The sequence below is a fragment of the Pseudoalteromonas sp. OANN1 genome (genome assembly GCF_024124685.1).
Classification (GTDB): Bacteria; Pseudomonadota; Gammaproteobacteria; order Enterobacterales; family Alteromonadaceae; genus Pseudoalteromonas; species Pseudoalteromonas piscicida.
In genome coordinates this window covers 120802-146582 of record NZ_JAMXSE010000005.1, presented here as the reverse complement: position 1 = coordinate 146582, position 25781 = coordinate 120802, and the positions used below count along the sequence as shown (strand labels likewise).

Sequence of the window (25781 nt, the reverse complement as noted above, 5' to 3'; positions counted from 1 at the left end):
GGTATTGAGTATGAGCAACAATAACTCAACAAACAAACACGAAATCGTTGAAAAGAACGTTGGCCTGATGGCTATCTTAACGGTATTCGCAATTAGCTTCGGTGCACTAGTCGAAATTACTCCACTAATGTTCCAAAAAGATACCACTCAGCCAGTAGAAGGCTTACGCCCGCTGACCGCGCTTGAAATGGAAGGTCGTGATATCTTCGTACGCGAAGGTTGTTACAACTGTCACTCACAGATGGTTCGTCCATTCCGTGATGAAGTTGAGCGCTACGGTCACTACTCTGTAGCCGGTGAGTCGGTATGGGATCACCCATTCCAGTGGGGTTCTAAGCGTACAGGTCCAGATTTGGCTCGTGTTGGTCAGCGTTATTCTGACGACTGGCACTATGCGCACTTAATGGATCCTCGCTCGGTGGTACCTGAGTCAAACATGCCAGGCTACCCTTGGCTTGATAGCACTAAAGTAGATACCACTTATACTCTGAAAAAATTACAAGTGTTCCGTGATGCATTTGGTATTGATAAGTCGTCAGACCGCTACAATGGCAAAGGCTACGGTGATGATGCTGAACTACAAGCGCAAGTGGATGAAATCCACGCGATGAACGGTGGCGAAGGTGCAACAGAAATGCAAGCACTTATCGCTTACTTACAACAACTTGGCACACATTTGAAGTAATTGTTATGGATTACGGCACATACAGAGGCATTTTGACTCTGGTAATTTTGGTACTGTTTATAGTGATTGTTGTGTGGGCATATAGCAAGCGGTCTAAGCGCCGTTTCGACGACGCTGCTAATGCCATTTTTGAAGATGAGAAAAAACATAACAACACTATCTCTAACGAGGAAAAGGAGTCTGAAAAATGACTAGCTTTTGGAGTATTTGGGTTATCGTACTAACCCTAGCGTGTCTAGCTCTGATTTTCGGCCTGCTAATTTGGAACCTGAAAAACTACACAGGTGTCAAAGAAGGCGAAAGCTGTGGTCACGAGTTCGACGGAATTGAGGAATTAAATAATCCACTACCAAAGTGGTGGACTTACATGTTCTTCGCGACTTTTGTTTGGTCAGTATATTATCTTGCTGCTTACCCAGGTCTTGGTAACTTTAAAGGTTTCTTAAACTGGACGAGCTCTAACCAAGGTATTACTACCTTGGCAGAGTCTAAGAAAGCAGTCGCTGAAGCACATGAAAATGGCCAGTGGGTACAACTTGATAAAGAAGTTGAAGCTGCTGAAGACCGTTTTGGCCCTATCTTCCAAGAATTTGCAAAGCAAGACGTACTTGCGCTTGCAAAGAATGAAGAAGCCCTAGAAATCGGACAGCGTTTATTCTCGCAAAACTGTGCTCAGTGTCATGGCTCTGACGCTCGTGGTGGCGCAGGCTTCCCTAACCTAACTGATAAAGATTGGTTATATGGTGGCACGCCTGACAAGATCAAAGAAACACTGCTTAACGGTCGTGTTGCAGCGATGCCAGCTTGGCAAGATGCACTTGGTGATCAAGGCGTAAAAGAAATGACTGCTTATGTACTAAGCCTTTCTGGACGTACCGTTAACCAAAAAGATGCTGATGCAGGTAAAGCTAAGTTTGCAATGTGTGCGGCTTGCCATGGTATGGATGGTAAAGGTTCTGTTGCACATAACCTTCCGTTCGGTGCACCAAACTTAACCGATAATATCTGGCTATACGGTGGTTCTCAACGCGCAGTTGAAGACACACTTCGCCACGGTCGTGCGGGTGTAATGCCAGCATGGAAAGATATCTTAGGGGAAGATAAAGTACACCTTCTAACAGCGTATGTTTATAGCTTGTCACAAGACCAATAAGCTTAGCTTTTAGAACATTATTTGAGATCAAAAAAGCCTCCATTTGGAGGCTTTTTTTTAGGTATTTACCGCAACTTACGGTAGAATACGGGCAAGTTTTATAGCCATGTGAGCAACTATGACCCCTACCCCTTGGTATAAGAATTTTTGGCCTTGGTTTTTAATTTTTTTCCCACTCGTTACTGTCGTTGCCTGTGTTTTTCTCATCACGTTTGCAGTCGGTAATGGTCCTGATATGGTCGTTGATGACTACTACAAAAAAGGTAAAGCCATCAATCTAGAGCTGAGTAAGTTTGATAAAGCAAAAGCGCTCTATTTACATGGTGACCTGCAAGTAGCAGAGCAAAAAGTCACCTTTAAATTTACCAAGGGCGACGCTTCTAAAGTTCATGCATTAAAGCTCTCGTTTTACCACCGCACTATTGAGAAATACGATTTTGCAGTCACACTGACTAAAAACGCCAGCGGCGAGTTTACTGGTTTATTTGATGAACCACATAGCGGTGTGTTCTCGGTATTTATAGAGCCTATGGATAACAGTTGGAAAATGAAAGAAAAAATCCAACTGCCACATGATGGTATTATCGCGGTCACTCCACAGTATAAGTAAGCTGCCATGGCAAATTCGTGTTTTCATTGTTTGGAGCCTATTCCTAAAGGGTTTGTAGGCTCGGTTACCTTTGAGGGTAGCGCACAACCGGTTTGCTGTATTGGCTGCCAGGCCGTTGCCGAAACCATTATTTCTCAAGGTATGAGTGACTACTATACTTACCGCACAGAAAGTGCAGGTAAAGTTGAAGAACTCGTACCTGAGCAACTAAAAATGCTACTCAGCTATGATAACGACGAGATCCAAGAGGACTTCGTCGAAATTAGTGGTGAGCACAAAGAGGTACTGCTCAGTGTTGAAGGAATAAGCTGCGCCGCTTGTGCTTGGCTTATCGAAAAACAACTACTGGCGCTCGGCGGTATCGTTCGTGTTGATGTTAACACCTCCACCCATCGTGCCATGATTGTATGGCAAGATAAACACGTTAAGCTAAGCGATATAATCAAATCCTTGATGGAAATCGGCTATAAGGCCTACCCATTTCAGGCCGATGAAGAAGCCGCACAGAAACAAGCCGTAGCGAAAGCATATATTCGTCGTTTAGGTGTAGCAGGCCTCATGACTATGCAAGTGATGATGTTTGCATTTGCCATGTACTTTGGCATGTTTTCAGGCATGGAAGAGGACTTTGAACAGTACTTCCGTTGGATAAGTCTCGTGCTCGCCTCTCCTGTTATTCTATATTCAGCGATGCCATTTTTAACGAATGCGGTTAAAGGACTGAAAGCTAAACAACTGAATATGGATCTCCCTGTTTCACTTGCTATATTCGGAGCTTACGGCGCCAGTACTTACGCGACTTTTATGGAAGTCGGCGAAGTCTATTTTGAATCCATCTGTATGTTTACCTTCTTGCTGTTGTTAGGTAAATACCTTGAGTTCAGGGCCAGACTCAAAGCCAGTGAGTTCACTGCAAACCTGCAAAAGCTGCTGCCATTGACCGCCAGAAAGGTTGATGAGAATAACAATGAACAACATATTGCCGCCAAAAAGCTAAAGCTGAACGATCTGATATTAGTTAAGGCTGGAGAAACTATCCCTGCGGATGGCTTAGTGATCAAAGGACATACCACCGTTGATGAGTCGATGATGACAGGCGAACATTTGCCTGTGAAGAAATATCAAGGCCATCAAGTGTATGCGGGAACCGTGAATCACGATGGTGTAATTACGTTAGAGATCAATAAAATTGGGCAAAATACCCTGCTCAACCAGATTATTCGACTGCAACATAACGCACTTACCAAACGCCCTAAGTTGGTGGAAATCACCGATAAAGTCGCGCAGTGGTTTGTTGCCTGTCTATTAGTTTTTGCCTCAATTACCGCCATTGGCTGGTACCCGATTTCACCAGATAAGGCTTTTTGGGTCACGATTTCGGTGCTAGTAGCAACCTGCCCTTGTGCGTTAAGCCTTGCGATACCAACCGCGCTTACCTGCGCCGTTGCGTCACTTACGAAAAAAGGGATCTTGATTAAAGAAGCCCATGTATTAGAAACGGCAACCAAATTAACGCGTGTTGCCTTTGACAAAACAGGCACACTGACCGAAGGACGTTTCTCAATTAAACACATTGAGTTACTACAAACGGAATATAACGAGCAACAAGTCTTGGATTTCGCAGCAGCGTTAGAGCGCTTTTCTGAGCACCCAATCGCTCGCGCATTTGCACATATCACCCCAACAGAAAACCTAGTCCAAGATGTTGAAGTTGTGGCTGGTTCAGGGATCCGTGGTCACTGGCAAGGAGTCACTATTGCCCTTGGGAAGAGCCATTGGTTTAATAACCACGCGTCATTTGCTCAAGCTACCTTGTTCATTAACAACAACGCAGTTGCAGATTTTTACTTCAATGACAAAGTAAAAAGCAATGCTGAAACAGTTGTTGAACAGCTACAACAAACAGGCCTTACATGCCACATGCTAACTGGGGATAGCTCCAATGCAGGCAAAGAGTTATCGCAGCAGTTAGCATTAGATAGCTACCAAAGTGCTTGCACACCAGAAATTAAGCAACAAGCCGTTGAAACTTGGTCCAAACAAGGCGAAATTGTCGCTATGGTTGGTGATGGCATCAACGATAGCCCAGTATTCAATAGCGCTCACTTGTCAGTTGCGATGGATACCGGCGCTGATATCTCAAAGAATACCGCTGATGTGGTGTTGTTAAATAGCGATTTGAATGCCATTCTAGCCCTTCAGCAAGTAGCGAAACAAACGCGCAGAATAGTAAAGCAAAACTTAACCATATCACTTTTGTATAACGGCTCCATTTTGCCACTCGCTGCACTTGGCCTCATTCCACCTTGGATAGCAGTTATTGGCATGTCAGCTAGCTCGATCATCGTGATCGGTAATTCATTAAGGTTATTAAAGCTATGAGTATCATCTACGTATTAATACCTATCGCCATTTTATTCGTCATTATTGCTATTGGTATTTTCTTTTGGGCAGTAAAAAGCGAACAATTTTCAGATTTGAATAAACAGGGCCACAGCATCTTATTCGATGATGATAAAGCGCAAACGGGTGATAAGTCCGTAAAACCATCAAATAATAAGAGTAATAACGACAACTAGCATGAATGAGATAAGCTTGCTAAGTGCATTTGTGATGGGGCTTGCGGGAAGTGGTCACTGCTTGGTGATGTGTGGCGGTATTGCCAGCTCGCTACAACTGGCGAGCAAGCAGCTTTCTGCAGTGGTTGTTACCCTGTTGTATAATATCGGACGTATCTCCAGCTATGCGCTTGCTGGCAGCCTTGTTGCCCTACTCGGGGCAAGTCTCGCCAAACAAAACACATCACTCGCCATTATATTACAATTGATGAGTGGTATTTTTATGGTGCTTGTCGCTATCTACGTAATGCGCTTAGCCAGCACCTTAAAATGGCTAGAGTCGTTTGCTAAAAGCTTAATTTGGCAACATATTGTTAAGCTCAATCGCTACTTAGTCCCGGTCAATACAAAAACCAAAGCGTTTTGCTACGGGGCCTTATGGGGATGGCTACCCTGTGGCCTAGTTTATTCGGCTTTAACTTGGACATTACAAGCAAAATCAGCAACTGAAGGCGCACTCATTATGCTCGCCTTTGGTGTCGGCACAATGCCTGCATTGATTGTAATAGGGCAATCGGCTCAGCTGCTACAAAAGTTTATAAATCATTTAGTTACACGTATTATTATGGGTAATTTATTGATTTGGTATGGTGTTTATTTAATTATTATTGCAACTGATAAGTTAGTACATTAACCTATCCTTATCTAAGCAAACTCATCATTTAAGATTATTGGTTAGCGCTTTGAGATTAGGAGCTCCAATTGATAACCAAATTTTCTTTTGCGTGTCATATGAGTTTGTGGCGATCTGTAGTACCAAAACCGTTATGCTTTGATACTAGGTTGCCTTCACGTGCGTCATAGACTTATGGAAATTTTATGGACTTAAGTAATCAAAACCGCTCAAAGAGCCAATGCACAATCAGCTGCAATAATTGCAGTATCAGTCAACTTTGCCTCCCATTTTCGCTCAATGGCAGCGAAATGGACAAGCTAGATGAGATCATTGAACGTAAAAAGCCGCTTCATAAAGGGGATTTTCTTTTCGAGTCAGGTGCGCCATTAAATGCTATCTTTGCCGTTCGTTCCGGCTCATTTAAAAGCTACACACTGTCTGAGCAAGGCGACGAGCAGATCACAGGATTTCACCTTGCGGGCGATCTTGTGGGTTTTGATGCCATCAATAAAATGCAGCACCAGAGCTTCGCGCAAGCTTTAGAAACCTCTATGGTGTGCGAAATCCCATTTGATACCCTAGATGAATTAGCCGGTAAGTTGCCAAAGCTACGCCAGCAGATCATGCGATTAATGAGCAGTGAAATTAATTACGACCAAGAAATGTTGTTATTATTGAATAAGAAGACTGCTGAAGAACGCTTAGCAACTTTTATCTATAACCTCTCAAATCGCTTTGGCGAGCGTGGTTTTTCTCGTAAAGAATTCCGCTTTACGATGACGCGCGGTGAAATTGGTAACTACTTAGGTCTTACTGTAGAAACCATTAGTCGTTTACTCAGCCGTTTCCAAAAAGCGGGAACAATAAAGGTCGAAGGCAAGTTTATTACCATTATTGATGCTGCAGCCCTAGCTGAGACAGCCGCAATTGCATCTTGATTTAGAACAAACTATTTATCGTTAAGACTTTATCCTTAGATAGGATCGGTTACACTCAATAAGGTCAGAGGTGAAAAAGCTTCTGATCTTATTTGTATACCGTTTTAAGGAGATAGTCGTGGATAAAATCAAAAGTATACTCACCGTAATTGATCCAACCAAAGAGCGCCAAAATAGCTTAGAACGCTCTATCAATCTTGCCAAGCGTACCGGTGCAGCCATCACTGCATTTATGTCTATTTATGACTTCTCCTATGAAATGACCACGATGTTGTCTAAAGACGAACGTGAAGCAATGCGTGAGGCAGTAATTAAAGACAGAGAAGCATGGCTTGCCGATATGGTTAAGGGCTTTTCTGATGTGAGTATCCAAACTAAAGTGTTGTGGCACAATCGCCCCTACGAAGCGATCATCAAAACCGTGCTTGCACATGACTATGATTTGGTCATTAAGTCCACCCATCAGCACGATACCCTAAAGTCAGTTATCTTCACCCCAACCGACTGGCATTTAATTCGCAAATGCCCTGCGCCACTATTACTGGTTAAAGATCACGCTTGGCCAGATCAAGGCAACATTATTGCAGCTGTAAACTCTGTCAGCGATAACGAGCAACATCAAGAACTCAATAAACGTATCATTACGGATGCTCAGTTTTTATGTGAATTAGCCAATGCCAAATTGAGCCTGGTAAACACCTATCCAGCAACGCCTGTTAATATTGCGATTGAAATTCCCGAGTTTAACCCATCGCAATACAATGAAGCCGTAAAAAAACACCATGAAGACGAAACATTTGCACTCGCAGAGACTTATTCAATAGATAAAAGCGATTGCATCATCAAAGAAGGTCTACCGGAGGACGTTATCCCCTACGTTGCTAAAGAAAAAGACGCTGAGTTAGTGGTCATTGGCACTGTCGGTCGCACTGGACTGAGTGCAGCGCTTGTTGGCAATACCGCTGAGCATGTAATTGATAGCTTAGACTGTGATGTCTTAGCACTAAAGCCTGATGGCTATAAATCCCCATTAGAAGACTAACTCTGCGCTCAAATTAATTTAATGTGCGGCAAATAACCAGCCGCACATCCCCTTTATGTATATCTGGCAAGCCAGAAATAAAAGTAAAATGCTGATAAACAAAATATCGGCAACGTTGCCAACTGTGCGCCCGTTATACTTTTAGACTTAGTGCGCTTGTATGTCATCATCACGCCGGTAAATGACAGTCCGGCTAACGCTAGACCAAACACAAACCATATAAGCTTAGAGGTGATCCCAGCAAAATAACCAAAGTGTAATGGATCTGCATATTCGTTAAGATAATTGCCCCACGCCATATTTTCAGGTTGCTGTATTGCTAAAACCTCTAGCGTTGTTGGGTCCATATAAACTTTGTGCGCTCTATCACGAAGTAAAGGGTTTGTACTCATTCCTTGAAAACGCAGCACCGCATTATCTGCTCTTGGCAGCTGTACGGTTGTTATCGTCCAATTAGGAATGGCATGCTGCGCCTTCTCAAAAGCGCTTTCAAAGCGCCCTGCAGATAGCATGTTGGCGTCTTTTACCGCTGTAACATGCTCAACTTTTGGAGCTGGAGGCTCCAAACTCACACCGGCTACCCGTGCAGAAAACTCAAACAGATACCAAATACTGGTGATAATAATAAGTGTGGTAAACCACAGTCCCCATAAGCCAAAGGCCTTATGCAAGTCACTCAAAAATACTCTTGTACCTTGCGCTACTCTCAAACGCCACAGCGCGACTTTCCAATTCCGGGTGGTTTTCAACCCAGTGTAGAGAGAGATCATTAAAATGAAAGCAAAAGCGGTGACTATTGGCAGCCCGGGCACCGCAGGCATAAATAGATAACGGTGCAAATCTCTAAAAAATCGTTGAATTGTAAGTAATGGGATGTCGCCGGTTACTTCATAAGTCCATTGATCGACGTGCACATACCTGTCACTTTTAGCCTCGAAAGCCACCCGTGCTCGATAGGTAAAGTAGTCGCTTCCCATTGTACCTAACGTAGTAATACGACCTTCTGGATAGCGCTCAGCTATCGACGCATACATGTTTCTCCAAGATACAGCCGTTTGCTCTTTTACTTCTTTGGGCTTTTGACTCGCACGCATTTGGTCAAAAACCAGCCAATCTAATTCATTTGAAACAGTTGCGATTGTGCCCGTTGCGAGGATCACAAACATAACGGCCGCTAATTGAAAGCCTACCCAGGCATGTAAATCATATAACTTGCGTAGCCGCTTTCTTTGTCTAGCTTTGTCAGCCATCTTGATCCTCATAAAGGTAGACTTTTATTTCCACAAGCTCGGATAACTCACCGAGCCTCAGATTAACTTAAGCATTACCAATTGTAGGTAAACTCAAGGAAAGCATTTCTTGGATCGCCTGGAAAGTGCCCTGTACGCTCTAAAAAGCCCGACTCTGCATATTCCTTGTCGAATACGTTTTCAACTCTGAATAGCACACTGTAGTTATCTAGTTCCCAAATAATTGAGGTGTCAGCGACGAAATAGGAATTTAGTGTTTGGCCAGATAAACTAAGCTGCTCATCCACATAGTTTCCGCCAACTGCGAAAGCCAAATTCCACTCAGGGATCTGATATCGAGTCCACACCCCAAACTGATTTTCAGGGGCGTTGGCAAATTTATCGCCAACACTATTGCGGATCCCTCCAGCGCCATTGTCAGCGGTGATAGTCGCATCATTATAGGCATAGGCCAGACTTACTACCCAGTCAGGGGTCACATCGGTGATCAATTCAATTTCTAGGCCTTTACTCGTGATTTCTCCGATTGACGCTAAATTATCAACACCATCTTGCTCAGGATCTGTGCCTGTATTTTGTAGCAAGTTTTGCCTTGTTATCTGATAACCAGCCACTTTTAGCAATGTACTTCCGTCAAATAACTCTGCGTTAAGCCCAACTTCAATGATATCACCCGTCGTTGGCTCAAATGGACCACCCGCTTTTTCGTCCTGGCTGGATACGCCTTGAGGTTCGTAAGAGTCAGCCCACTGTGAATACAATGAGATGTCATCAGATAGCTTGTAGATACCACCAATTCTGAAGCTAACATTGGTATCATCAAACTTACTGCCGTTGGCATCGTCTTCAAACTGGTCATAACGTATGCCTACAACAAACGTTACTTTCTCCCAAGCGAGTTCGTTAAGGACATACGTGCCATTACGCTTTTGTTTCGTTGTACTTTCTGGCGCAAACTTCACATTGTATTGGGTTGGCTGCGTTTCGCCATAATTAGGATTGTAGAGAGACAAAGGCAAAATATCCGAGCCTAACGACGTACCATTTAAGTAACGAGTGACAAAGTCATTAGATGCTGACGCTCGACCTAATAATGCATCTTCTTCACCAGAATATATATCTAGTCCAAATGCGGTACGCTGCTCAGCGCCAAGTACTTGTGTTTCGTAAACAAAGTTAGCCGCAAAAGAGAGTTGAGATTGGGCTCTTAGTTGATCTCGGAACTCACGTGCGACCAAATCGATTTGACCATCTTTATTGCTGTCGATGAGTGCTCTTGGTTCATGATAGTTTTGTTCTTGCTCATTATCTATATAGCGAAGCGCAACGTTGTAACTTAGCGATGGGCTCAAATCCCCAGCAACACTCGCTTGCAATACATCTGAGGTTAGATTTAAAAAGTCTGTAGGCTCATTATGATTCCACGATGGTGTCGTTAGAAACTCACCGTCATCGCCAGCGGGGACACCGCGTAAGCGATTCGCGTCCAAGTCCTGCTTGTAGTGCGTGTATTGCAAAATCAAGCGGGCATCATCAAAATCATAAGCGTAACCAGCATCCACAATTGCCACTTCGCTGGCACTATTATCACGGTAGGTATCTTGTTGTTCGTAAAAAGCTCCCAAGCGAATGCTTTGTGCTTGTGCTACTTCACCAGTCACCTCACCAGAAGCACCATAGCGGCTATCTGTGCCCGCGATAATACGAGTGTTGGCTCTAAACTCAGATTGCGGCTTTTTAGTTACATAGTTGAATAATCCACCAGGAGCACCGGGGCCATACAGCATACCGGCGGGACCTTTTAAAAAGTCGACACGCTCAACATTAAATAGCTGTGGGACATTAAACCCAACATATGGGTCGCCTCTTAGACCATCAAAATAGATTTCTTCTTGACGAAAGCCACGTGCAGTCACCCCTGCGTAGCTAAATTGGCTTACTCCCGCGATATTACGATAGAGATCTTTAGCATCTCTTGCTGCTAAATCACGGATCAAATTTGCATTGAGAGAAGTCACCATCTGGGTCGAGTTAAGTGGATCAACCGCAAGCTTTCCCGTTGAAGATTCACCATTACGATATAAATTTAATGTTCGGCTAACGACGGTTATTTTTTCTATGTCTTGGTCTTTAAGCTTATCTTCTGACACTTGCTGCTGAGCTGATGCATGCAAAGAGGGATACATAATCGCTAAAGCGATAAGGGATAGTTTTGATACTGTTTTCATTAAGAGCCACAATTCGGTTATTATTAAAGCGCAGACAAATGATAACAATTATTAATTACATTTAAAATAACTAACCTACATTTAATTGCGTTTTTTGCAAAACTAAGAACAAAAATATCTCATGCAGAGATCATTTTCCCGACAGCATGTATAAATTAGGTGCGTAGAGTTAACAGGTAATTAAGAGTGAAAGATGTTGGGGAGCAAAAGTAGTTAAGTTATAGAGTACCAATTATTGAGTTTTAGACTAGGCCTATCAGACCTAGCCTGAAAAAATCATTGTTGAGAATTAAATATTGGTTACATCAATAAACAATGATTCATCAATGTTCGTCGAGGAAACCACTGCTTCATTAAAGTCATAAGCCTCACGTTCACCGTCTCTATCTAGAGGCAAACTTTCGAAGTCAAAGAGTTCAGTGTCAGCCAGCTGGCTTGGACTAACATTCTGAATTGATTTAAAAATGTTCTCTACTCGACCAGGTGTTTTCTTGTCCCACTCTACCAACATAGATTTAATATTTTGACGTTGCAGGTTTTCTTGCGAGCCACATAGGTTGCACGGAATAATAGGAAAATCCTTATGTTCAGCGTATTGAATAAGATCTTTTTCACGCGCATAAGTGAGCGGGCGGATCACCACATTACGGCCATCATCAGAGCGCAGCTTTGGCGGCATCGCTTTCATTCTTGCGCCGTAGAACATGTTTAAAAACAGCGTTTCAACAATATCATCTAAGTGATGGCCCAGTGCGATTTTAGTTGCGCCAATCTTTTCCGCAAATGAGTACAAAGTACCACGACGCAAGCGTGAACAAAGACCACAAGTCGTTTTGCCCTCTGGTACTTTCTCTTTAACGACTGAGTATGTATCTTTATCAATGATGTAATACGGAATGTCTAACGTTTCGAAGTACTCAGGCAAAATATGCTCTGGGAACCCAGGCTGCTTTTGATCCAGATTGACCGCCACCACATCAAAGTGAATTGGTGCTGCCTTTTTTAGGCTAAGTAAAATATCCAGCATGGCGAATGAATCCTTACCACCGCTGATACAAGCCATCACCACATCGCCTTCTTCGATCATATTGTAATCTTTGATGGCGTTGCCGACATTACGGCGCAGACGCTTTTGCAGCTTATTAAACTCTAAAACTTCTTTGCGATTATCTTGCTCTGTCATGGTGTTAGGTGCCGTATTCATACTTACTCAACTGTGTACTGTGGGCGTTATCGCGCTAGTACATTACTACATCAATTATGGGGCGCCGATTATACGTGAAATTGAGATGAGGTAAAATACAAAAATGGCGCCGCTTCGGGCGCCATTGTTGGGAACTAATAAATTAAAGGCCGAACACTACCTTTTCACTTTTTAGCATACGACTGCTTAGGTAGGTGAAAATAGCAAACAAGCCCAGCGTTACCGCACTCGACAATAATAATTGTGGTACCGGTATCGCATTGCCTTTAATGATTTCAATCATTGCGTTTTGCTGCGCTGCGATCGGCATCCACTGCATAATATCGGTAGCAATATCATAGGTCGTTGCCATACTCATCATTACCGGAATGAACAGCGCCATCGCTACATAAGATTGCGCCTCTTTAAATGATTTAGCTAAGAAAGAGATAAATATCAATAAACTGGCTGACATTAGCGCAATAGGCAGGCCAATGATAATTGCCGAAATAATGAATTTAGGACCAATAATCACCGTAAAGCCCATCATTTCCCAAGGCACCATATTATACGCAAACTTTGATACTATGGTGGTTAACACTAAAGCAATGATAGAAAAACCTGCGATTGCCCCCACTTTAGCTAACACAATATGCATGGTACTGATCGGGTGGCTAAGTAATAGCTGTAAAGAGTTGCGTTCACGCTCCCCTGCACTACTGTCAATTGCCATACCCATCGCCGCATAAAATAGTGAAATAATAATAGATAACGTTGCAATACCTAATACGAAGCCCCCTTTAGAGGTTGGTGTCGCTTGGTCATGAGTTTGCACATCTATCGCACGTGCAATTGTCGGATCGATACCACGCGCGACTAACCGCAATGAAGCAACTTCGCTGTTGTATAACATGAGGTTACGCTCTAGTCGGTTAATTGATGAACGTAACTTTTGCTCCGATTTATCAGCGATGATAAATACCGTCGCGCTCTTACCTTGCATCATATTTTCTTGGTAATCTTCGCTTACCTCCAAGGTAATAGCTTTAACCTCTTCGCCTTCACCATGTTCAATTTCTTTACTCGCTAAAAATTGCACTAAGTTAGGCGCATTCTCTGCGTTATTAATGGTGATTTTGAGAGCATCAGGCGAAGCCATTTGCTTAAACATGACGGTAAATAATACACACATTAGAATAGGTGCACCGATGCAATAGTAAAGGCCAGCCATCACCGAACGTTTGTCGCGGCTTGCGTCTAACACTTCTTTTTTAAATAAAACCGAGATTAATTTCATCATGCTGCAATTCCTTCATCCGTGCCGATTAGGGTAATGAAAGCTTCCTCAAGCGACGCTTTACCTGTTTGTTCACATAGGGCTTGTGGAGAACCTTCCGCAACCACTTTGCCTTTCGCCATGACCACAACATGATCGCAAAGTGCTGCAACTTCTTGCATCACATGGCTAGAGAATAAGACACAGTGACCTTGCGCCTTAAGCATCAATAACAAATCTCGTAACACTCTGGTACTCATTACATCTAAACCACGTGTTGGCTCATCAAGTACAATGTTCGTTGGTTTATGCACAATAGCCTGCGCCAATGCTGTTTTCATTCTTTGACCTTGTGAAAAGCCTTTACAGCGTCTATCCGCGATATCCAGCATTTGCAGCTTTTCTAACACTTCTTGCGTCGCGGCAGCGGCCGATTTTGCGTCCATGCCACTTAGTTCAGCGTAAAATTGGGTATATTCACGCGGTGTCATTCGCTCGTAGAGTCCACACGGGTCTGGGAACAGCCCTAATTGTTGTTTTGCTCTGGTCGGTTCTTTGGCAACATCAATACTATCGATAGACGCCATACCTTGATCAGCTTGGAGCAGGCCAAATACGGTCCGTAAACAAGTCGTTTTACCTGCCCCATTTGGTCCCAATAGTCCCGTAATTTGACCATCACGAGCGGTAAATGACAGCCCGTCTAGCGCGTTCACTTCACCAATCTTTTTATATAAGTTATCTACTTGGATCATGAGTTACTCCTTATTTGCGGTTGCTGGGCCATTGATGTTCATAAAGAATTGTTTGCGCGTGTCTTCTTCAAGACAGCTAATATCAAAGTCTCCCACCGTCTTTTCATCGTAAAACTTAGCAATAAGCTTATTAGCACAGCTTTGCCCTGCGACAATATGCGTAGCGGTTGGCGCAACTAAGTGCGTAGCATTGCTTAGTTTTTCCATCGCAACTTCTGCCCACTTAGCAGGCGTTGCTGGGTCTAATCCGCCAGAAAGCAGTAAGGTTGGAATATCCGACGCAACGGGTTCATAATAACTACTTGGCACCGGACTCACATTCCAAATTGGACACGTCGCATCTAGTCCTGTGATCATCATCTTACCCATATAGTTTTCACTATATTTGGCTTTGTCCGCAGCCGTTAATCGTGGCCAATCTTCCCCACATACAATCGCCTGATGCATCCCCATGGCCAATCCCAGACCGTCTTCACTTGGTGCCATCATGCCAACAAGTGGAGCAAGGTTACCTTTAGTCGCTTCACTAATCGCAAGCGGCACCAATGCGCGGAAAGAATGAGAGTAAAGCGCCATCCTAATCGCGCTAAATAGCTTCATTTTGGTCATCGTCATCGCAAGCGGTTTGCTGGTTCTAGGGTGAAGTACAGACACCTCTATCGGCGTTTGCTCTACTTGATTAAGCAAGCTTTGCCATTGCTGCTTTAGATTCGGATAACTATTTGCACATCTTTTATCGGCCTCACATTGTGCAAAAAGGGCGTTCAATGAATCTTCTATCGCGCCACCAATCGCCATTAAGCTTTGGTTATTGGGCGCAAGACCATCTAACACGGCCGATGCAACACTATCAGGGAACTGTCTCATATACTCAAGTGCGATGCGTGTTCCATATGAGCCACCATATAGGTGTAATTTGCTATAACCAAGCGCGACTCTTACCGCGTCAAAATCTTTTGCAGCTGCAACCGTCGTATAGTCGGAAAGATCTGTGTCTAGTTTTTCTTTACACTTAAGGGCATCTTCTTTGTAAAAATCGAGACCCAATAAGGTATCATTCAGCGCAAACTGTTGCTCAAGATCATCCATATCGCATTGCAATAGATTGGACTTTCCAGTTCCCCGTTGATCAACAAGTATAATGTCTCTATTTTCTCTCGCGTATTTAAGAATTCTTTCAAAGTTTGCTGCAATTTCGGTGGCCGATTGTCCAGGTCCCCCTGCAAACGCAATAATCGCTTCTTGTGGGTAAAGCGGCTTTATTGCAGGAATAACCATAAAATGAATATCAATTTTTTGTTCTGTTTTGGTTTCACTTAATGGTTGCGAGATTTTTCCGCATTGCGCTCTGTCACTGAGGCCTTTTGCATAACAAGCGGATAATTCTGCTGTTGATGTTGCCGCTTGTAATGGCAGCCCAGTTCCTAAAACGAGAGGAAGCAGCGCTAGCTTTACTAAGCTTTTCTTAAACTTAAATGGCTTTTTCATAGTTATTTCCTTGTTGACTCACGGTCAGTATGCTAACTTTAAGTGAGTGTATCAGTGTATTATTGTATTAATACAGTAGAATTAGAGTAATGCTAGATCTTATTCATGTCAACCCCAACAGCGCAGAGCCGATTTATAAGCAGCTATTTGATCAGATAGTGCGTTTAATTGTGTCGGGTAAAGCACAAGCCGGAGAAGAGCTACCTTCTGTAAGAAAGCTAGCTGAACACTTCTCGGTAAATCCGATGACCGTCTCTCGGGCTATCGGGCAACTTGTCGATCAAGGTTGGCTTGAACGAAGACGCGGCCAACCGACACGCGTTGCACAGCAGCAAACTACACAACAGACCGATAATCTACTCCATAAAAACCTAGATATTTTAATTAGTGATGCGAAACAGCTTGGGATCAGTAAGACTGAATTGATATCATTAATTGATAAAAATTGGGGACAAGAATAATGACAAGCCCACTACTACAATTTACTAAAATCCATAAACAATTTGCCGACAAGCCGGTTCTTGAAGACATAAATCTTATTATTGAACCTGGCATGGTTATGGGTTTACTAGGACGAAACGGGGCCGGTAAAACGACACTACTGCGAATTGCACTTGGGTTAATCGAACAAAATAGTGGTGAGGTTAGCTGCCTCAACAGCAGCAACATAGAACTGAGCCCTACGTGCAAAAGCCAAATTGGCTATGTGCCACAACAGCCCTGTGGCTATCAAGGCTTTAAAGTCAAAGACGCCCTCGCACTGCATCGCAGCTTTTATCCAGATTGGGATATTACGCTTGAACAGGAATGGTTTTCTCGCTTCGAGTTAGACGAAAACAAGCTAGTAAGTAACCTCTCAGTTGGCCAACAACAAAGCTTAGCGCTGATAATGGCGATGTCATATCGGCCTAAGTTACTGATCCTTGACGAGCCAGTGTCAAGCCTCGACCCCATTGCACGCCGGGAGTTTATGTCGGACTTATTCGAGTTAGCGCTTGAGTCCGGCTCTGGAGTACTTTTCTCCTCGCATATTACATCTGACGTTGAGCGCGTCGCGAGTCATATTGCTATTATTAAAAATGGAAAGGTCTTGGTTACTGGTGAATTAGATACACTGAAGGAACAAATTAGGCTTGTTCCGCATCACCTTACAAGCAAACTGCCATCCGGAAACGTACTTCACCAATCTGAACGGTTTAGCATTTATCAAGCTCAAGACAGTGCAAACTGGTCAGCGGACTTACAGCAAAGCCATAGCAACCTTGAGCAGCTCTTTGTGGAGCTACACGCATGAGTACATTAACTCAGCGCAATTGGTGGACAGGGTTTTCCGGATTTTGGTTGCGAGAGTGCGGCTCAGCAAATTTTTTCATTCCAGGGATCTTAGCGTCTATCGCTTCACCTTTTTTAACCTTGATAGAAGATCAAAATATACAAGCATTTAGTTTGGTTTTCTCGATCAGTGCTTTATGGATGGCCTTTTGTTGGCAGTTAGTGAAATTACAAGCACAGGAAAGCGCCTTACTATTCCCTGCAATTAAACAGCACGTATACTTGCAAGGTACGATAATTCTAGTCATTGGCTACCTACTTAATGCGCTTGCTCTTATCAACCGCCCCGCGTCAGAAGTTGCTTATGCCATCCTGTTTGCAACGAGTTTTGGTGGTAGTTTCTTTTTACTATGTATTCGAAATAGCGTGTATTTCAAACATAATAGTTACGTTTTTATGCTCGCACTCGTGCTTGCTATGTTTTTTGGTAATAGCCCCCAAATTTTAGCACTGCTTGCCGTCCCCCTTATATTAATGGGAATATACCTGTTAGTGACACGGACTCATCACTGCCAATGGCATCATTTGGCATATCAAACCTACATAAATAATATTCAAACTGGGTGGCTACCGAGCAATACCTTCGCACCAGATTTCCTCACTCAGGGGTTTAGACAATTTTTTATGCCAATGAGCTATTTTGCGGGTAATCTGTTGATACAAACTTGTCAGATATTGCTTGTCTCAGGGCTATTAGCGATTGTGGCAAGTGGCTTTTTTGGTGTCACACTCCATTTTGTTATCGGCTTTACCGATATGCTTGTTCTGATGGTCGCTATTTTTGTCTGTTGGTCAAAACTACAAACAAAAATGACATGGGATCAACTATACCTACTCCCTATCTATTCAAGCCTTAAAGCGATAAAGCAGGCTTACCATGTCTCTGCGGTTAAACTTGGGTTTTGCCTAGCCTGGTTTCAGCTTTTAATATTGCTAGCTTGTAGCTTCTTTTCCACATTCGAAACTGTGACTTTCTACTTAGTAATATTTACAGGCTCTATCGCGGGGTTTGTTCTTTGCGTTGCGCTAGGAAGCATGATTAAAAGCGCCCTTACGTTGTCGCTTTCCTGCATGTTCGTAGTCATTTTGCATAGTGCATTTAAATCTTACCTGTTAAATCACGAACAATCAGCAACCACCGTATATCTATTATTAGGTTACGTTGTGATTGCCACCTCACTGCTTGTTTACAGTAATAAGAAATTTGATTAAGGAGTACTCGGATCCGAGATGTCTCACGAAGAGGCGTTGCGCTAGCGATTGAACCACCAGAGACGGTGCAGGATAGAATATAAGAGTGATAGTGAACATAAGTCGATTATCACTCCTTTACAGCTGCAATTTTTAATGGGAGTGGGTTCGACTATTAATAAAATCGGTGACCGAAAACAACACCCCAGAGATCACGAAAGTAATGTGTATGCCTACTTTCCAAGCAAGCTGCTCACTGGTTAAATCTTGAGAATGAATAAAGACCTTGAGCAACTCTACGGCAGATATCGCTACTATGGCGCTGATCAGCTTGATTTTAAGCCCTGAGAAGCCAACTTTCCCCATCCAAGTCGGTTTGTCTTCTTGTGGTTCGACATTAAGCTTAGAAACAAAATTCTCGTAGCCACTAAAAATAATAATGATCAACAACCCAGCCAATAAAGCCGTATCAACCAATGTTAAAATACCAATGAGTAACTCTTGATTTGTCGCGGTAAGCGCACTGATGGTCATCACATAAAGCTGTTTAAAGAACTTAAGTAACAGCAACACAATCGCGAGTAGTAGGCCAACAAAGAACGGCGCTAACAACCATCGTCCTTTAAATAAGGTTCTTTCTAAGAGATGTTCATAACGATTAAATTGCTCATTCTCGGACTTGGTTTCTTGCTCCATGTTTTTGATTTGCACCATCTTTAGTAAGTTTGACTGAACCTATAAATGTAGCATCAACGCTTATATTTCTCACTATTTATTGACGTAAATTTGAATCAATTTTCTGCTCTTTAAGAGAAAATAAATTCGTTTTCCTTATTTTAAATTTTGCTTTAAAACATGCTTGTTCTTTCAACTAACAGGTAACACGAATGAAAACCTTAGTTTCATCATTAATCGCTCTATCTCTTTTTGCTTGTGTACAAGTACAAGCCGATGAAGAGTTACCAGTCGCGCCTGCAGATTTGGTTCAAGAGTTAACTCAAATGTGCCTTGATTGGGCAAAAGATGATGATGTACAAGCATCTGAGATGAAAAAATATGTTTTGAATTGCGTTAACGACGAGCTAGAAGCAACTGGCTATCAAAAAGTCAAAGACGTAAACATTAAGTAATACCAGTTCGCTTATTTAACCTGAGCTGCGGATAATTAATGCCTTTCTAGCAGCCAGTTTTAGCGCTAACTGCGTTGAATTCACTTCCAATAGCCAGCTATTGGTGCGTAAATTCGCCTTGCCTACAGGATGTAGGTACCTTAGCGAGAGCAGGACGCGGAAGCGGTGTTTTCCCTAAAACTCTCTGGCTAGACAAGGAGAAAACTAAGTTGTGCTTTAGCAACAATGAGTTGGAACATTCCTTATCCAAACCTCAGGTTATTTAAGTGATGGCATTCATGATGAAAAAGGCCGCTCAATGTGTTGAGCGGCCTTTTATTTTCAATAACACCTGAAAGCAATTATCGATGTTTGGCTAGCTGTTAAGCTTTCTTTTTCTTGGTAGTTTTCTCTTCTTCTACCCATTTACCATTGCTATACGTCGCTTTCCAACCCGTCGCTTTACCATCCACTTCTGTCATCACATATTGTGTCTTGGTTTTTCTAGAGTAGCGAACAATCGCAGGATTACCATCCGAGTCTTGCTCAGGCGCATCAGCCAAATAATAGAATTTAGGTGAAATTCTATCTCTAAAGCGTTTTAGCTCTGATACTTTCGGGGCTCTTGTCTCACGTGATTTCGGGAATGTGTGCGCCGCTAAGAAAATACCTGAAGCGCCATCTCGAAGCACAAAATGTGCGTCCGACTTTTCGCATTCTAGTTCCGGAAGCGGAACTGGATCTTCTTTCGGTGGTGCAGCTTCACCGTTTTTCAATAGCTTACGTGTATTTTTACAGTCTTCATTTGTACAACCAAAATACTTACCAAAACGACCAGATTTAAGCTGCATATCCGAGCCACACTTGTCACACTCAATTAGTGGTCCATCATAGCCTTTGATCTTAAATGCACCGGTCTCAATGACATAGCCCTTACACGCCGGGTTATTACCACATACATGGAGCTTTTTCGTTTCATCGATAAGGTATGAGTCCATTGCCGTTTCGCAAATTGGACAACGTTTCATATGACGCAGCGATTCAGCTTCCGCCTCTTCATCCGCATCCGCGGCAACCGCTTCATCACCAGACACTAGATTAATTGTGGTGGTACAACGCTCTTTTGGCGGCAAGTTATAGCCTGTACAACCAAGGAATACTCCAGTAGAAGCAGTACGAATACCCATTTTGCGTGAACATGTGGGACAATCTATGTCCGTTTCAACCATCACATTTTGTCGCATGCCGCCTTCACTTTCATCGCCAGCTGCGATTTCTAGCTGGTTAGAAAAGTCGGCGTAAAACTTATCAAGTACCTGCGTCCATAAACGTTCGCCCTCTGCGATATCATCAAGGCGACCTTCCATTTTTGCGGTAAAGTCAAAGTCCATTAAATCGTTGAAATTCTCAACGAGTCTGTCAGTTACGATCTCGCCCATTTTTTCAGCGTAAAAACGGCGGTTTTCAACTCGAACATAACCACGGTCCTGAATTGTTGAAATGATAGCTGCATAGGTAGATGGGCGACCAATACCACGCTTTTCTAATTCTTTAACTAAGCTTGCTTCGCTGAAACGTGCTGGTGGTTTAGTAAAGTGCTGCTTAGGATCAATCGCAATAAGATCAAGCTTGTCGCCAACTGAAACACTTGGAAGCGCCTGCTCTTCTTCATTCTTCTTACGAACGGCTGGTTGTACACGTGTCCAACCATCAAAACGTAGCACGCGACCTTTCGCTTTTAACGTGTAATCTTCCGCGGCGACGGTCAGCGTCGTGAGATCATACTCTGCTGGCATCATTTGACACGCCACAAACTGACGCCAAATAAGCTCATAGAGCTTCTTAGCATCTGCCTCTACGCCGTCTAAATGACCTGATAAGATCGTCACGTCAGAAGGACGAATTGCCTCGTGCGCTTCTTGTGCGTTGCCTTTTGCGGAATAACGCAGTGGTGCTTCTGGAAGATACTTACTACCGAATTCACTATCGATATAGCCACGACACATTTCTAACGCGTCGTTTGATAAATTCGTCGAGTCCGTACGCATATAGGTGATGTAACCCGCTTCGTATAGACGCTGCGCTAACATCATAGTTTTCTTTACGCCATAGCCTAAACGAGTACTTGCCGCTTGCTGCATTGTCGAGGTAATAAATGGCGCACTTGGCTTACTCTTACTTGGCTTTTCTTCAACCTTGACTACTTCGTAAGCACTGTTTTCAAGCACTTGTACAGCAGTATCAGCCTGCGCTTTATTTACAGGCTTAAATGCTTCGCCTTTAAACTTAGTAACCGCTAGGCGAATATCATCTTTTGTTGCTTTAACATCGGCGTGAATATCCCAAAACTCTTCTGGAATAAACGCTTTAATCTCACGCTCTCGCTCAACAAGTAATCTCACAGCAACAGATTGTACGCGACCTGCCGACAACCCTCTTGCTACTTTTTGCCAAAGCAGCGGGGAGACCATAAAGCCAACAACACGGTCAAGGAATCGTCTTGCCTGCTGGGCATATACCATGTCGGTGTTAAGGTCGCCAGGCGCTTCAAACGCTTGGGTTATCGCGTTTTTGGTGATCTCGTTAAAGACCACACGCTTATATTTGCTCTCATCGCCACCGATAATCTGTTCAAGGTGCCAAGCAATGGCTTCCCCTTCTCTATCCAAATCGGTTGCGAGATAGATATGGTCAGCATCTTCAGCAAGTTTCTGTAGCTCTTGAACTACTTTTTCTTTACCCGGCAAAATTTCGTAATGCGGTTCCCAACCCTTCTCAGGATCAATCCCCATCCTCGCAACTAAATTTGCATAATCTTTTTGCTTTTTATATTGCGCTTTTTCTTCAGGTGACATTTTACGTACTTCAGCTGGCGACTTAGTTGCCAAGCCTTTCGTTTTACCTGCCCCTGAGGTAGGAAGATCTCGAACATGGCCTACACTGGATTTAACAATGTAATCCTTGCCGAGGTATTTATTGATTGTTTTTGCCTTCGCGGGAGACTCTACAATTACTAGCGATTTGCCCATAGCTGCCTATTTTTGACCGATTCTGTCTGATGTTTGCCCTTACTTGGGCGTTAAATTACTTATAGGTATATCTACAAACACCTATTGTTACAAGCTAAAAATACTAACTTTTCCCTGATCACCGAATTATTATCCAATTTATGTACAATATTCAGCCAATTTAGGGACGCATTCATATATATAAGGTTAAGGCACGGGAATATAAAGGAATAGAAACAAAAATGCCAACCCGAAAGTTGGCATTTGTTGAATTATCCAGCGTCTGTAACGCTTATTCCGATTGATTGTGTCTTTCGTTCGTCATCATCATCTCCCAAAGCTGGGAAAGTAAATTTGATCCCTAATACGCCAGAAAGTTTGTTGTTTGGCTCAGCTTCCCTCGCCAAAGTAACGTTGAAGAAGTTTGGCTTATCACTTGTGTAGTTCCCTAAGGTGCCAGACACACTACCACTGGTCAACTCACCGTTATTTGTTGAAATTTCGACTTCTGTACCTGCTGGAAGCGGGTTACCAAACTCATCAGTGAAATAAATTGTAATAGGAACGGCTGATGGGCTGCCTGCCGCCGTGAAATCTACACTGGCGAGGTCGCACACACCGTCTACTCCAGATGGTTCAAGCACTAGGCCATTGCCACTTGGACACGCATTAGAACCAGCAAGCGAAGCCGGCACTGTAAACCGCACAAAAGCATTATCGCCAGACATTATCAATTCAAATTGTCTGTAAACATTAACTAGCTCTTTAGTACATTCTCCAGCGGCTTCGGCGGCTTCTGAACAAAGCAAACCATTATATTTGCCGTCCCCTTCATAAATATTGTTGCCATCGTTATCAAAATCAAAGCGACCATTATTATTGCTATCCACCCACCAGTCGTCATGACCGCCATTTACAGTTCCCGTTGGAGAACAAGGTCCAGTGTTTGCGGCAGAATCACAATTCTCTTTATCAAAACGACCATTTTCATTGGTATCTAGGAATGCTTCTGTAAGGTCAAACTCTTGACGATATTCGCCAATGTCGAACCGACCATTACGGCGCTCTACTCCACCGCTCGATTGCTCATCTCTGAAATTTTCTTGGCCCTTAACAAAAGCCAACACACTTACACGCCCACCCATAACAATTCGTCTAAGCGCAGTTGTAGCACCATCGTTCGACGAAGCGTCTTTTTGTCTCAGCATGCCATTAATACATGGTGCTGCATTACCAAAATATGGGTCACAGTTCCAATTAGCTGAACTTTGCTTTTGAGTATTTGATAATGTAGCTGCTAGCCTAGGTGCTACCGCTTCAAAGGTATTCGCATTACCGTCTATATCACCAATGCGGTTACCCCAACGATATTCATAGAAAGGTCTATCTCCTTGGCTACGCCACACCACAGTACAAGCAGCATTATTCGTTCTACAATCGTAAGTGTCCTCAGACTCAGTACTACCTATAGCACCGGCCTCAGCAATCACAGTTGCAGCAACGCCATCAGCATTAAACTGATTGAATTGATCACCAAAGAACAAGGTAATATTTGTTGTTACTCCATTATAATTAAGCGAGTTGGTATTGAATGTAACGGGGGAAGCGTCAAACGTATCCTGATCGGTGACACCTGAGCTTAAAATTAATCCCGACGATACACCAAATATCTGCTCACTTAACGGAATAGTATGCATTACGCCTGTAGGGCAGCGGGCATCGTCGTTTGATGCATTTGCATCATTACAAGCGTTAGCAATATCCGTCCAACAGGTAATCGCATCACCTTCAGGCAAATTCACGTAAGATTCTTCTGGGATATAACACGCACTGACAACAAGCGGTCCTGGCACAATACCAGACTTAACGGTTGTTCTTACAATACCATTTGCATTGGTGTTTCCGGTAATTTGCGTAAGTGAGGCTAGGCCTTGCTCATCTGACAATCTAAAGTCGACTCGCGCTCGTGGAATTGCAAGGTTATCTTCATCTACCAGTTTAAAGCTCACAACAGATTGGGTTGGTAAACCGCCTTCACCAGGGGGTAAAGCAATAAACTGATTAAACCCATCTTCTTCAGGTAAAAACTGTACCGCTTGTGCAAGCGCGCTATCCACTTCAATAATCGTTTCTTGATTTATTGGAGAGCTGCCGTTTTGGATAGTAACAGAAATTCTATCTTCGCCTTGGCAACCTTTAGCACGGTATGTAGAACGGGCGATACCATTTGAGGTATTTACCGTTTCATCTAATTCTGCAAGCGCAGGGGTCGCTACGGAACAAGCTGAGCTGAATGCAACTTCAACAGCGCTGTTGATTAATGCCCCATTCTGATCCTTTAACGTCACGGTAATAACCGTACTTCCACCTGCGGAAAGCTTTTGTTGGACGCCATTACTATCAACCAAACCATTGTCAATCGTAACATTCAACTGAGCAACACCAACATTAAAATTGATAGCCTGAGTGACATCAACATAATCAGGAGAGTTTACCGTAATAGTACCTGCGCCACCTTGGTTACCAGGCTGAAACTTTAGGATTGCAATACCAAAAGAATCCGTTAGCGCGGTGCCTGTCGATGGTAAAATAGCCCCTAAAGTAGTCTCAGCGCTAATTAACGCGTTGGCAATAGCATCACCTGTTTGGCTAGATGTCATTTTGATGAATACATCAGCAGTCTCGTTTGACGATACTTGATTGACACGAGTACACCCAGCAGCGATCGGATCTATCATTGCCTGATTTCGGCTATCATCCCAACCTGCAGGGCATTTACTTAACAACATAACCTCAAGTTTTGCTGACGCGGTTACATTACCGTCATCACCACCACCTTGAGAGGTAAAATCAAAAGATCTCGTTGCACTATTATCACCTTGAGTGTAAGTCGCCGTAATACGTCCAGCACCTACAGTAGCCGTCACTTTTAAAGTAATTGACGCTTTACCCTCAGTATTTGTAAGTACAGACCCTGAGCTGGGTTCCATGGTCGCAAATTCGTCGCTCTCAAAAACGACTCGACTATTTGCCAGAGGGCTACCATCTTTTGTTAACGTGGCAGTGATTACTAGAGGAGATGAAGATGAAAGTGTATTCGTTGAATTACCACTAGTATCCGCTCCTGAAAGCGTAATGGCATAAGTACCATCGCTACCATCATCACCATTACCATTATCTGTATCTTTTTGGATACTGCCGCCGCCACCGCACGCGGTCAGTAAGAATGCTAGCATCAGTATGCTAAAATAGCGCATTAAGGGCATTCACCTATCTCCCTAGCTAAGTTAATTTTATTA

General features: G+C 43.3%; 22 protein-coding genes. 13 read left to right on the top strand and 9 right to left on the bottom strand.

All coding sequences use genetic code 11. The features are described 5' to 3' along the window. Nucleotides 1-10 precede the first annotated feature (10 nt). The 9 genes from ccoO (at nucleotide 11) to uspE (ending at nucleotide 7662) form a co-directional block, all read left to right on the top strand. Nucleotides 11-685, top strand: coding sequence for a cytochrome-c oxidase, cbb3-type subunit II (gene ccoO, locus NH462_RS06630; RefSeq protein ID WP_010373994.1), 675 nt, complete (start codon nucleotides 11-13; stop codon nucleotides 683-685). Between the two features lie 5 nt (nucleotides 686-690). Next, complete coding sequence (locus NH462_RS06625; protein WP_010373992.1) at nucleotides 691-876, top strand: cbb3-type cytochrome c oxidase subunit 3; 186 nt, start codon at nucleotides 691-693, stop codon at nucleotides 874-876. After that, the gene (gene ccoP, locus NH462_RS06620; protein WP_010373990.1) at nucleotides 873-1838 is read left to right on the top strand and encodes a cytochrome-c oxidase, cbb3-type subunit III; all 966 of its coding nucleotides are present in this window, start codon (nucleotides 873-875) and stop codon (nucleotides 1836-1838) included. Before NH462_RS06625 ends, ccoP begins: the two co-directional genes overlap by 4 nt. 118 nt (nucleotides 1839-1956) lie before the next feature. After that, nucleotides 1957-2448 carry a FixH family protein gene (locus tag NH462_RS06615; RefSeq protein ID WP_010373987.1) on the top strand — a complete coding sequence of 164 codons (492 nt, stop codon included), beginning with the start codon at nucleotides 1957-1959 and terminating at the stop codon, nucleotides 2446-2448. 6 nt (nucleotides 2449-2454) lie between these two features. Beyond that, a complete protein-coding gene (locus tag NH462_RS06610; protein WP_253104987.1) occupies nucleotides 2455-4830 on the top strand; it encodes a heavy metal translocating P-type ATPase in 2376 nt (791 codons plus the stop codon). Beyond that, entirely contained in the window at nucleotides 4827-5027 is a 201-nt protein-coding gene (gene ccoS, locus NH462_RS06605) for a cbb3-type cytochrome oxidase assembly protein CcoS (protein WP_010373983.1), read from the top strand. Before NH462_RS06610 ends, ccoS begins: the two co-directional genes overlap by 4 nt. 1 nt (nucleotide 5028) lies before the next feature. After that, complete coding sequence (locus NH462_RS06600; protein WP_017219107.1) at nucleotides 5029-5700, top strand: sulfite exporter TauE/SafE family protein; 672 nt, start codon at nucleotides 5029-5031, stop codon at nucleotides 5698-5700. 185 nt (nucleotides 5701-5885) lie between these two features. Next, nucleotides 5886-6620 carry an FNR family transcription factor gene (locus NH462_RS06595; protein ID WP_010373979.1) on the top strand — a complete coding sequence of 245 codons (735 nt, stop codon included), beginning with the start codon at nucleotides 5886-5888 and terminating at the stop codon, nucleotides 6618-6620. Nucleotides 6621-6738: 118 nt separating this feature from the next. Further along, nucleotides 6739-7662 (top strand): universal stress protein UspE, encoded by a 924-nt coding sequence (uspE, locus tag NH462_RS06590; protein ID WP_010373977.1) that lies wholly within the window; start codon nucleotides 6739-6741, stop codon nucleotides 7660-7662. A 53-nt stretch (nucleotides 7663-7715) separates the two neighbouring features. Here uspE and NH462_RS06585 read toward each other — a convergent pair whose 3' ends face one another. The 6 genes from NH462_RS06585 to NH462_RS06560 all read right to left on the bottom strand — a co-directional run bounded on the left by NH462_RS06585 (nucleotide 7716) and on the right by NH462_RS06560 (nucleotide 15842). Next, nucleotides 7716-8912 carry a PepSY-associated TM helix domain-containing protein gene (locus NH462_RS06585; protein WP_253104984.1) on the bottom strand — a complete coding sequence of 399 codons (1197 nt, stop codon included), beginning with the start codon at nucleotides 8910-8912 and terminating at the stop codon, nucleotides 7716-7718. Nucleotides 8913-8986: 74 nt separating this feature from the next. Continuing rightward, nucleotides 8987-11140 carry a TonB-dependent siderophore receptor gene (locus NH462_RS06580; RefSeq protein WP_253104981.1) on the bottom strand — a complete coding sequence of 718 codons (2154 nt, stop codon included), beginning with the start codon at nucleotides 11138-11140 and terminating at the stop codon, nucleotides 8987-8989. 289 nt (nucleotides 11141-11429) lie between these two features. Then, nucleotides 11430-12323, bottom strand: a complete 894-nt coding sequence (ttcA, locus tag NH462_RS06575; RefSeq protein ID WP_010373971.1) for a tRNA 2-thiocytidine(32) synthetase TtcA — start codon at nucleotides 12321-12323, stop codon at nucleotides 11430-11432. Nucleotides 12324-12486: 163 nt separating this feature from the next. Then, nucleotides 12487-13623, bottom strand: a complete 1137-nt coding sequence (locus tag NH462_RS06570; RefSeq protein ID WP_010373969.1) for an ABC transporter permease — start codon at nucleotides 13621-13623, stop codon at nucleotides 12487-12489. Further along, complete coding sequence (locus NH462_RS06565) at nucleotides 13620-14354, bottom strand: ATP-binding cassette domain-containing protein (RefSeq protein ID WP_010373966.1); 735 nt, start codon at nucleotides 14352-14354, stop codon at nucleotides 13620-13622. The genes NH462_RS06570 and NH462_RS06565 overlap by 4 nt, the downstream gene beginning before the upstream one ends. Before the next feature lie 3 nt (nucleotides 14355-14357). Next, the gene (locus NH462_RS06560) at nucleotides 14358-15842 is read right to left on the bottom strand and encodes an alpha/beta fold hydrolase (RefSeq protein ID WP_253104978.1); all 1485 of its coding nucleotides are present in this window, start codon (nucleotides 15840-15842) and stop codon (nucleotides 14358-14360) included. Between the two features lie 89 nt (nucleotides 15843-15931). Here NH462_RS06560 and NH462_RS06555 point away from each other — a divergent pair, with 89 nt between their 5' ends. Genes NH462_RS06555 through NH462_RS06545 form a run of 3 tightly spaced genes read left to right on the top strand, consistent with a single transcriptional unit; the run spans nucleotide 15932 to nucleotide 18386 of the window. Next, nucleotides 15932-16303, top strand: coding sequence for a GntR family transcriptional regulator (locus tag NH462_RS06555; RefSeq protein WP_010373963.1), 372 nt, complete (start codon nucleotides 15932-15934; stop codon nucleotides 16301-16303). Continuing rightward, on the top strand, nucleotides 16303-17136 hold the full coding sequence (locus NH462_RS06550) for an ABC transporter ATP-binding protein (protein ID WP_253104975.1): 834 nt from the start codon (nucleotides 16303-16305) through the stop codon (nucleotides 17134-17136). The genes NH462_RS06555 and NH462_RS06550 overlap by 1 nt, the downstream gene beginning before the upstream one ends. Beyond that, a complete protein-coding gene (locus NH462_RS06545; protein ID WP_253104973.1) occupies nucleotides 17133-18386 on the top strand; it encodes a hypothetical protein in 1254 nt (417 codons plus the stop codon). Before NH462_RS06550 ends, NH462_RS06545 begins: the two co-directional genes overlap by 4 nt. 132 nt (nucleotides 18387-18518) lie before the next feature. Here NH462_RS06545 and NH462_RS06540 read toward each other — a convergent pair whose 3' ends face one another. After that, nucleotides 18519-19079, bottom strand: a complete 561-nt coding sequence (locus NH462_RS06540) for a TIGR00645 family protein (RefSeq protein WP_253104969.1) — start codon at nucleotides 19077-19079, stop codon at nucleotides 18519-18521. 173 nt (nucleotides 19080-19252) lie between these two features. Between NH462_RS06540 and NH462_RS06535 the strand changes: the two genes are divergently transcribed. Then, on the top strand, nucleotides 19253-19495 hold the full coding sequence (locus NH462_RS06535; protein WP_010373953.1) for a hypothetical protein: 243 nt from the start codon (nucleotides 19253-19255) through the stop codon (nucleotides 19493-19495). A gap of 362 nt (nucleotides 19496-19857) precedes the next feature. Here NH462_RS06535 and topA read toward each other — a convergent pair whose 3' ends face one another. Beyond that, nucleotides 19858-22503: a type I DNA topoisomerase gene (gene topA, locus NH462_RS06530; RefSeq protein ID WP_010373951.1), complete on the bottom strand. Its 2646-nt coding sequence runs from the start codon at nucleotides 22501-22503 to the stop codon at nucleotides 19858-19860. A gap of 251 nt (nucleotides 22504-22754) precedes the next feature. Further along, entirely contained in the window at nucleotides 22755-25748 is a 2994-nt protein-coding gene (locus NH462_RS06525) for a hypothetical protein (RefSeq protein WP_253104967.1), read from the bottom strand. Nucleotides 25749-25781: the final 33 nt, after the last annotated feature.

Coding starts and splice junctions, on each gene's coding strand:
- ccoO (WP_010373994.1), top strand. CDS start 11: ATGAGCAACAATAACTCAACAAACAAACACGAAATCGTTGAAAAGAAC.
- NH462_RS06625 (WP_010373992.1), top strand. CDS start 691: ATGGATTACGGCACATACAGAGGCATTTTGACTCTGGTAATTTTGGTA.
- ccoP (WP_010373990.1), top strand. CDS start 873: ATGACTAGCTTTTGGAGTATTTGGGTTATCGTACTAACCCTAGCGTGT.
- NH462_RS06615 (WP_010373987.1), top strand. CDS start 1,957: ATGACCCCTACCCCTTGGTATAAGAATTTTTGGCCTTGGTTTTTAATT.
- NH462_RS06610 (WP_253104987.1), top strand. CDS start 2,455: ATGGCAAATTCGTGTTTTCATTGTTTGGAGCCTATTCCTAAAGGGTTT.
- ccoS (WP_010373983.1), top strand. CDS start 4,827: ATGAGTATCATCTACGTATTAATACCTATCGCCATTTTATTCGTCATT.
- NH462_RS06600 (WP_017219107.1), top strand. CDS start 5,029: ATGAATGAGATAAGCTTGCTAAGTGCATTTGTGATGGGGCTTGCGGGA.
- NH462_RS06595 (WP_010373979.1), top strand. CDS start 5,886: ATGGACTTAAGTAATCAAAACCGCTCAAAGAGCCAATGCACAATCAGC.
- NH462_RS06585 (WP_253104984.1), bottom strand. CDS start 8,912: ATGGCTGACAAAGCTAGACAAAGAAAGCGGCTACGCAAGTTATATGAT.
- NH462_RS06580 (WP_253104981.1), bottom strand. CDS start 11,140: ATGAAAACAGTATCAAAACTATCCCTTATCGCTTTAGCGATTATGTAT.
- ttcA (WP_010373971.1), bottom strand. CDS start 12,323: ATGACAGAGCAAGATAATCGCAAAGAAGTTTTAGAGTTTAATAAGCTG.
- NH462_RS06570 (WP_010373969.1), bottom strand. CDS start 13,623: ATGATGAAATTAATCTCGGTTTTATTTAAAAAAGAAGTGTTAGACGCA.
- NH462_RS06565 (WP_010373966.1), bottom strand. CDS start 14,354: ATGATCCAAGTAGATAACTTATATAAAAAGATTGGTGAAGTGAACGCG.
- NH462_RS06560 (WP_253104978.1), bottom strand. CDS start 15,842: ATGAAAAAGCCATTTAAGTTTAAGAAAAGCTTAGTAAAGCTAGCGCTG.
- NH462_RS06555 (WP_010373963.1), top strand. CDS start 15,932: ATGCTAGATCTTATTCATGTCAACCCCAACAGCGCAGAGCCGATTTAT.
- NH462_RS06550 (WP_253104975.1), top strand. CDS start 16,303: ATGACAAGCCCACTACTACAATTTACTAAAATCCATAAACAATTTGCC.
- NH462_RS06545 (WP_253104973.1), top strand. CDS start 17,133: ATGAGTACATTAACTCAGCGCAATTGGTGGACAGGGTTTTCCGGATTT.
- NH462_RS06540 (WP_253104969.1), bottom strand. CDS start 19,079: ATGGTGCAAATCAAAAACATGGAGCAAGAAACCAAGTCCGAGAATGAG.
- NH462_RS06535 (WP_010373953.1), top strand. CDS start 19,253: ATGAAAACCTTAGTTTCATCATTAATCGCTCTATCTCTTTTTGCTTGT.
- topA (WP_010373951.1), bottom strand. CDS start 22,503: ATGGGCAAATCGCTAGTAATTGTAGAGTCTCCCGCGAAGGCAAAAACA.
- NH462_RS06525 (WP_253104967.1), bottom strand. CDS start 25,748: ATGCCCTTAATGCGCTATTTTAGCATACTGATGCTAGCATTCTTACTG.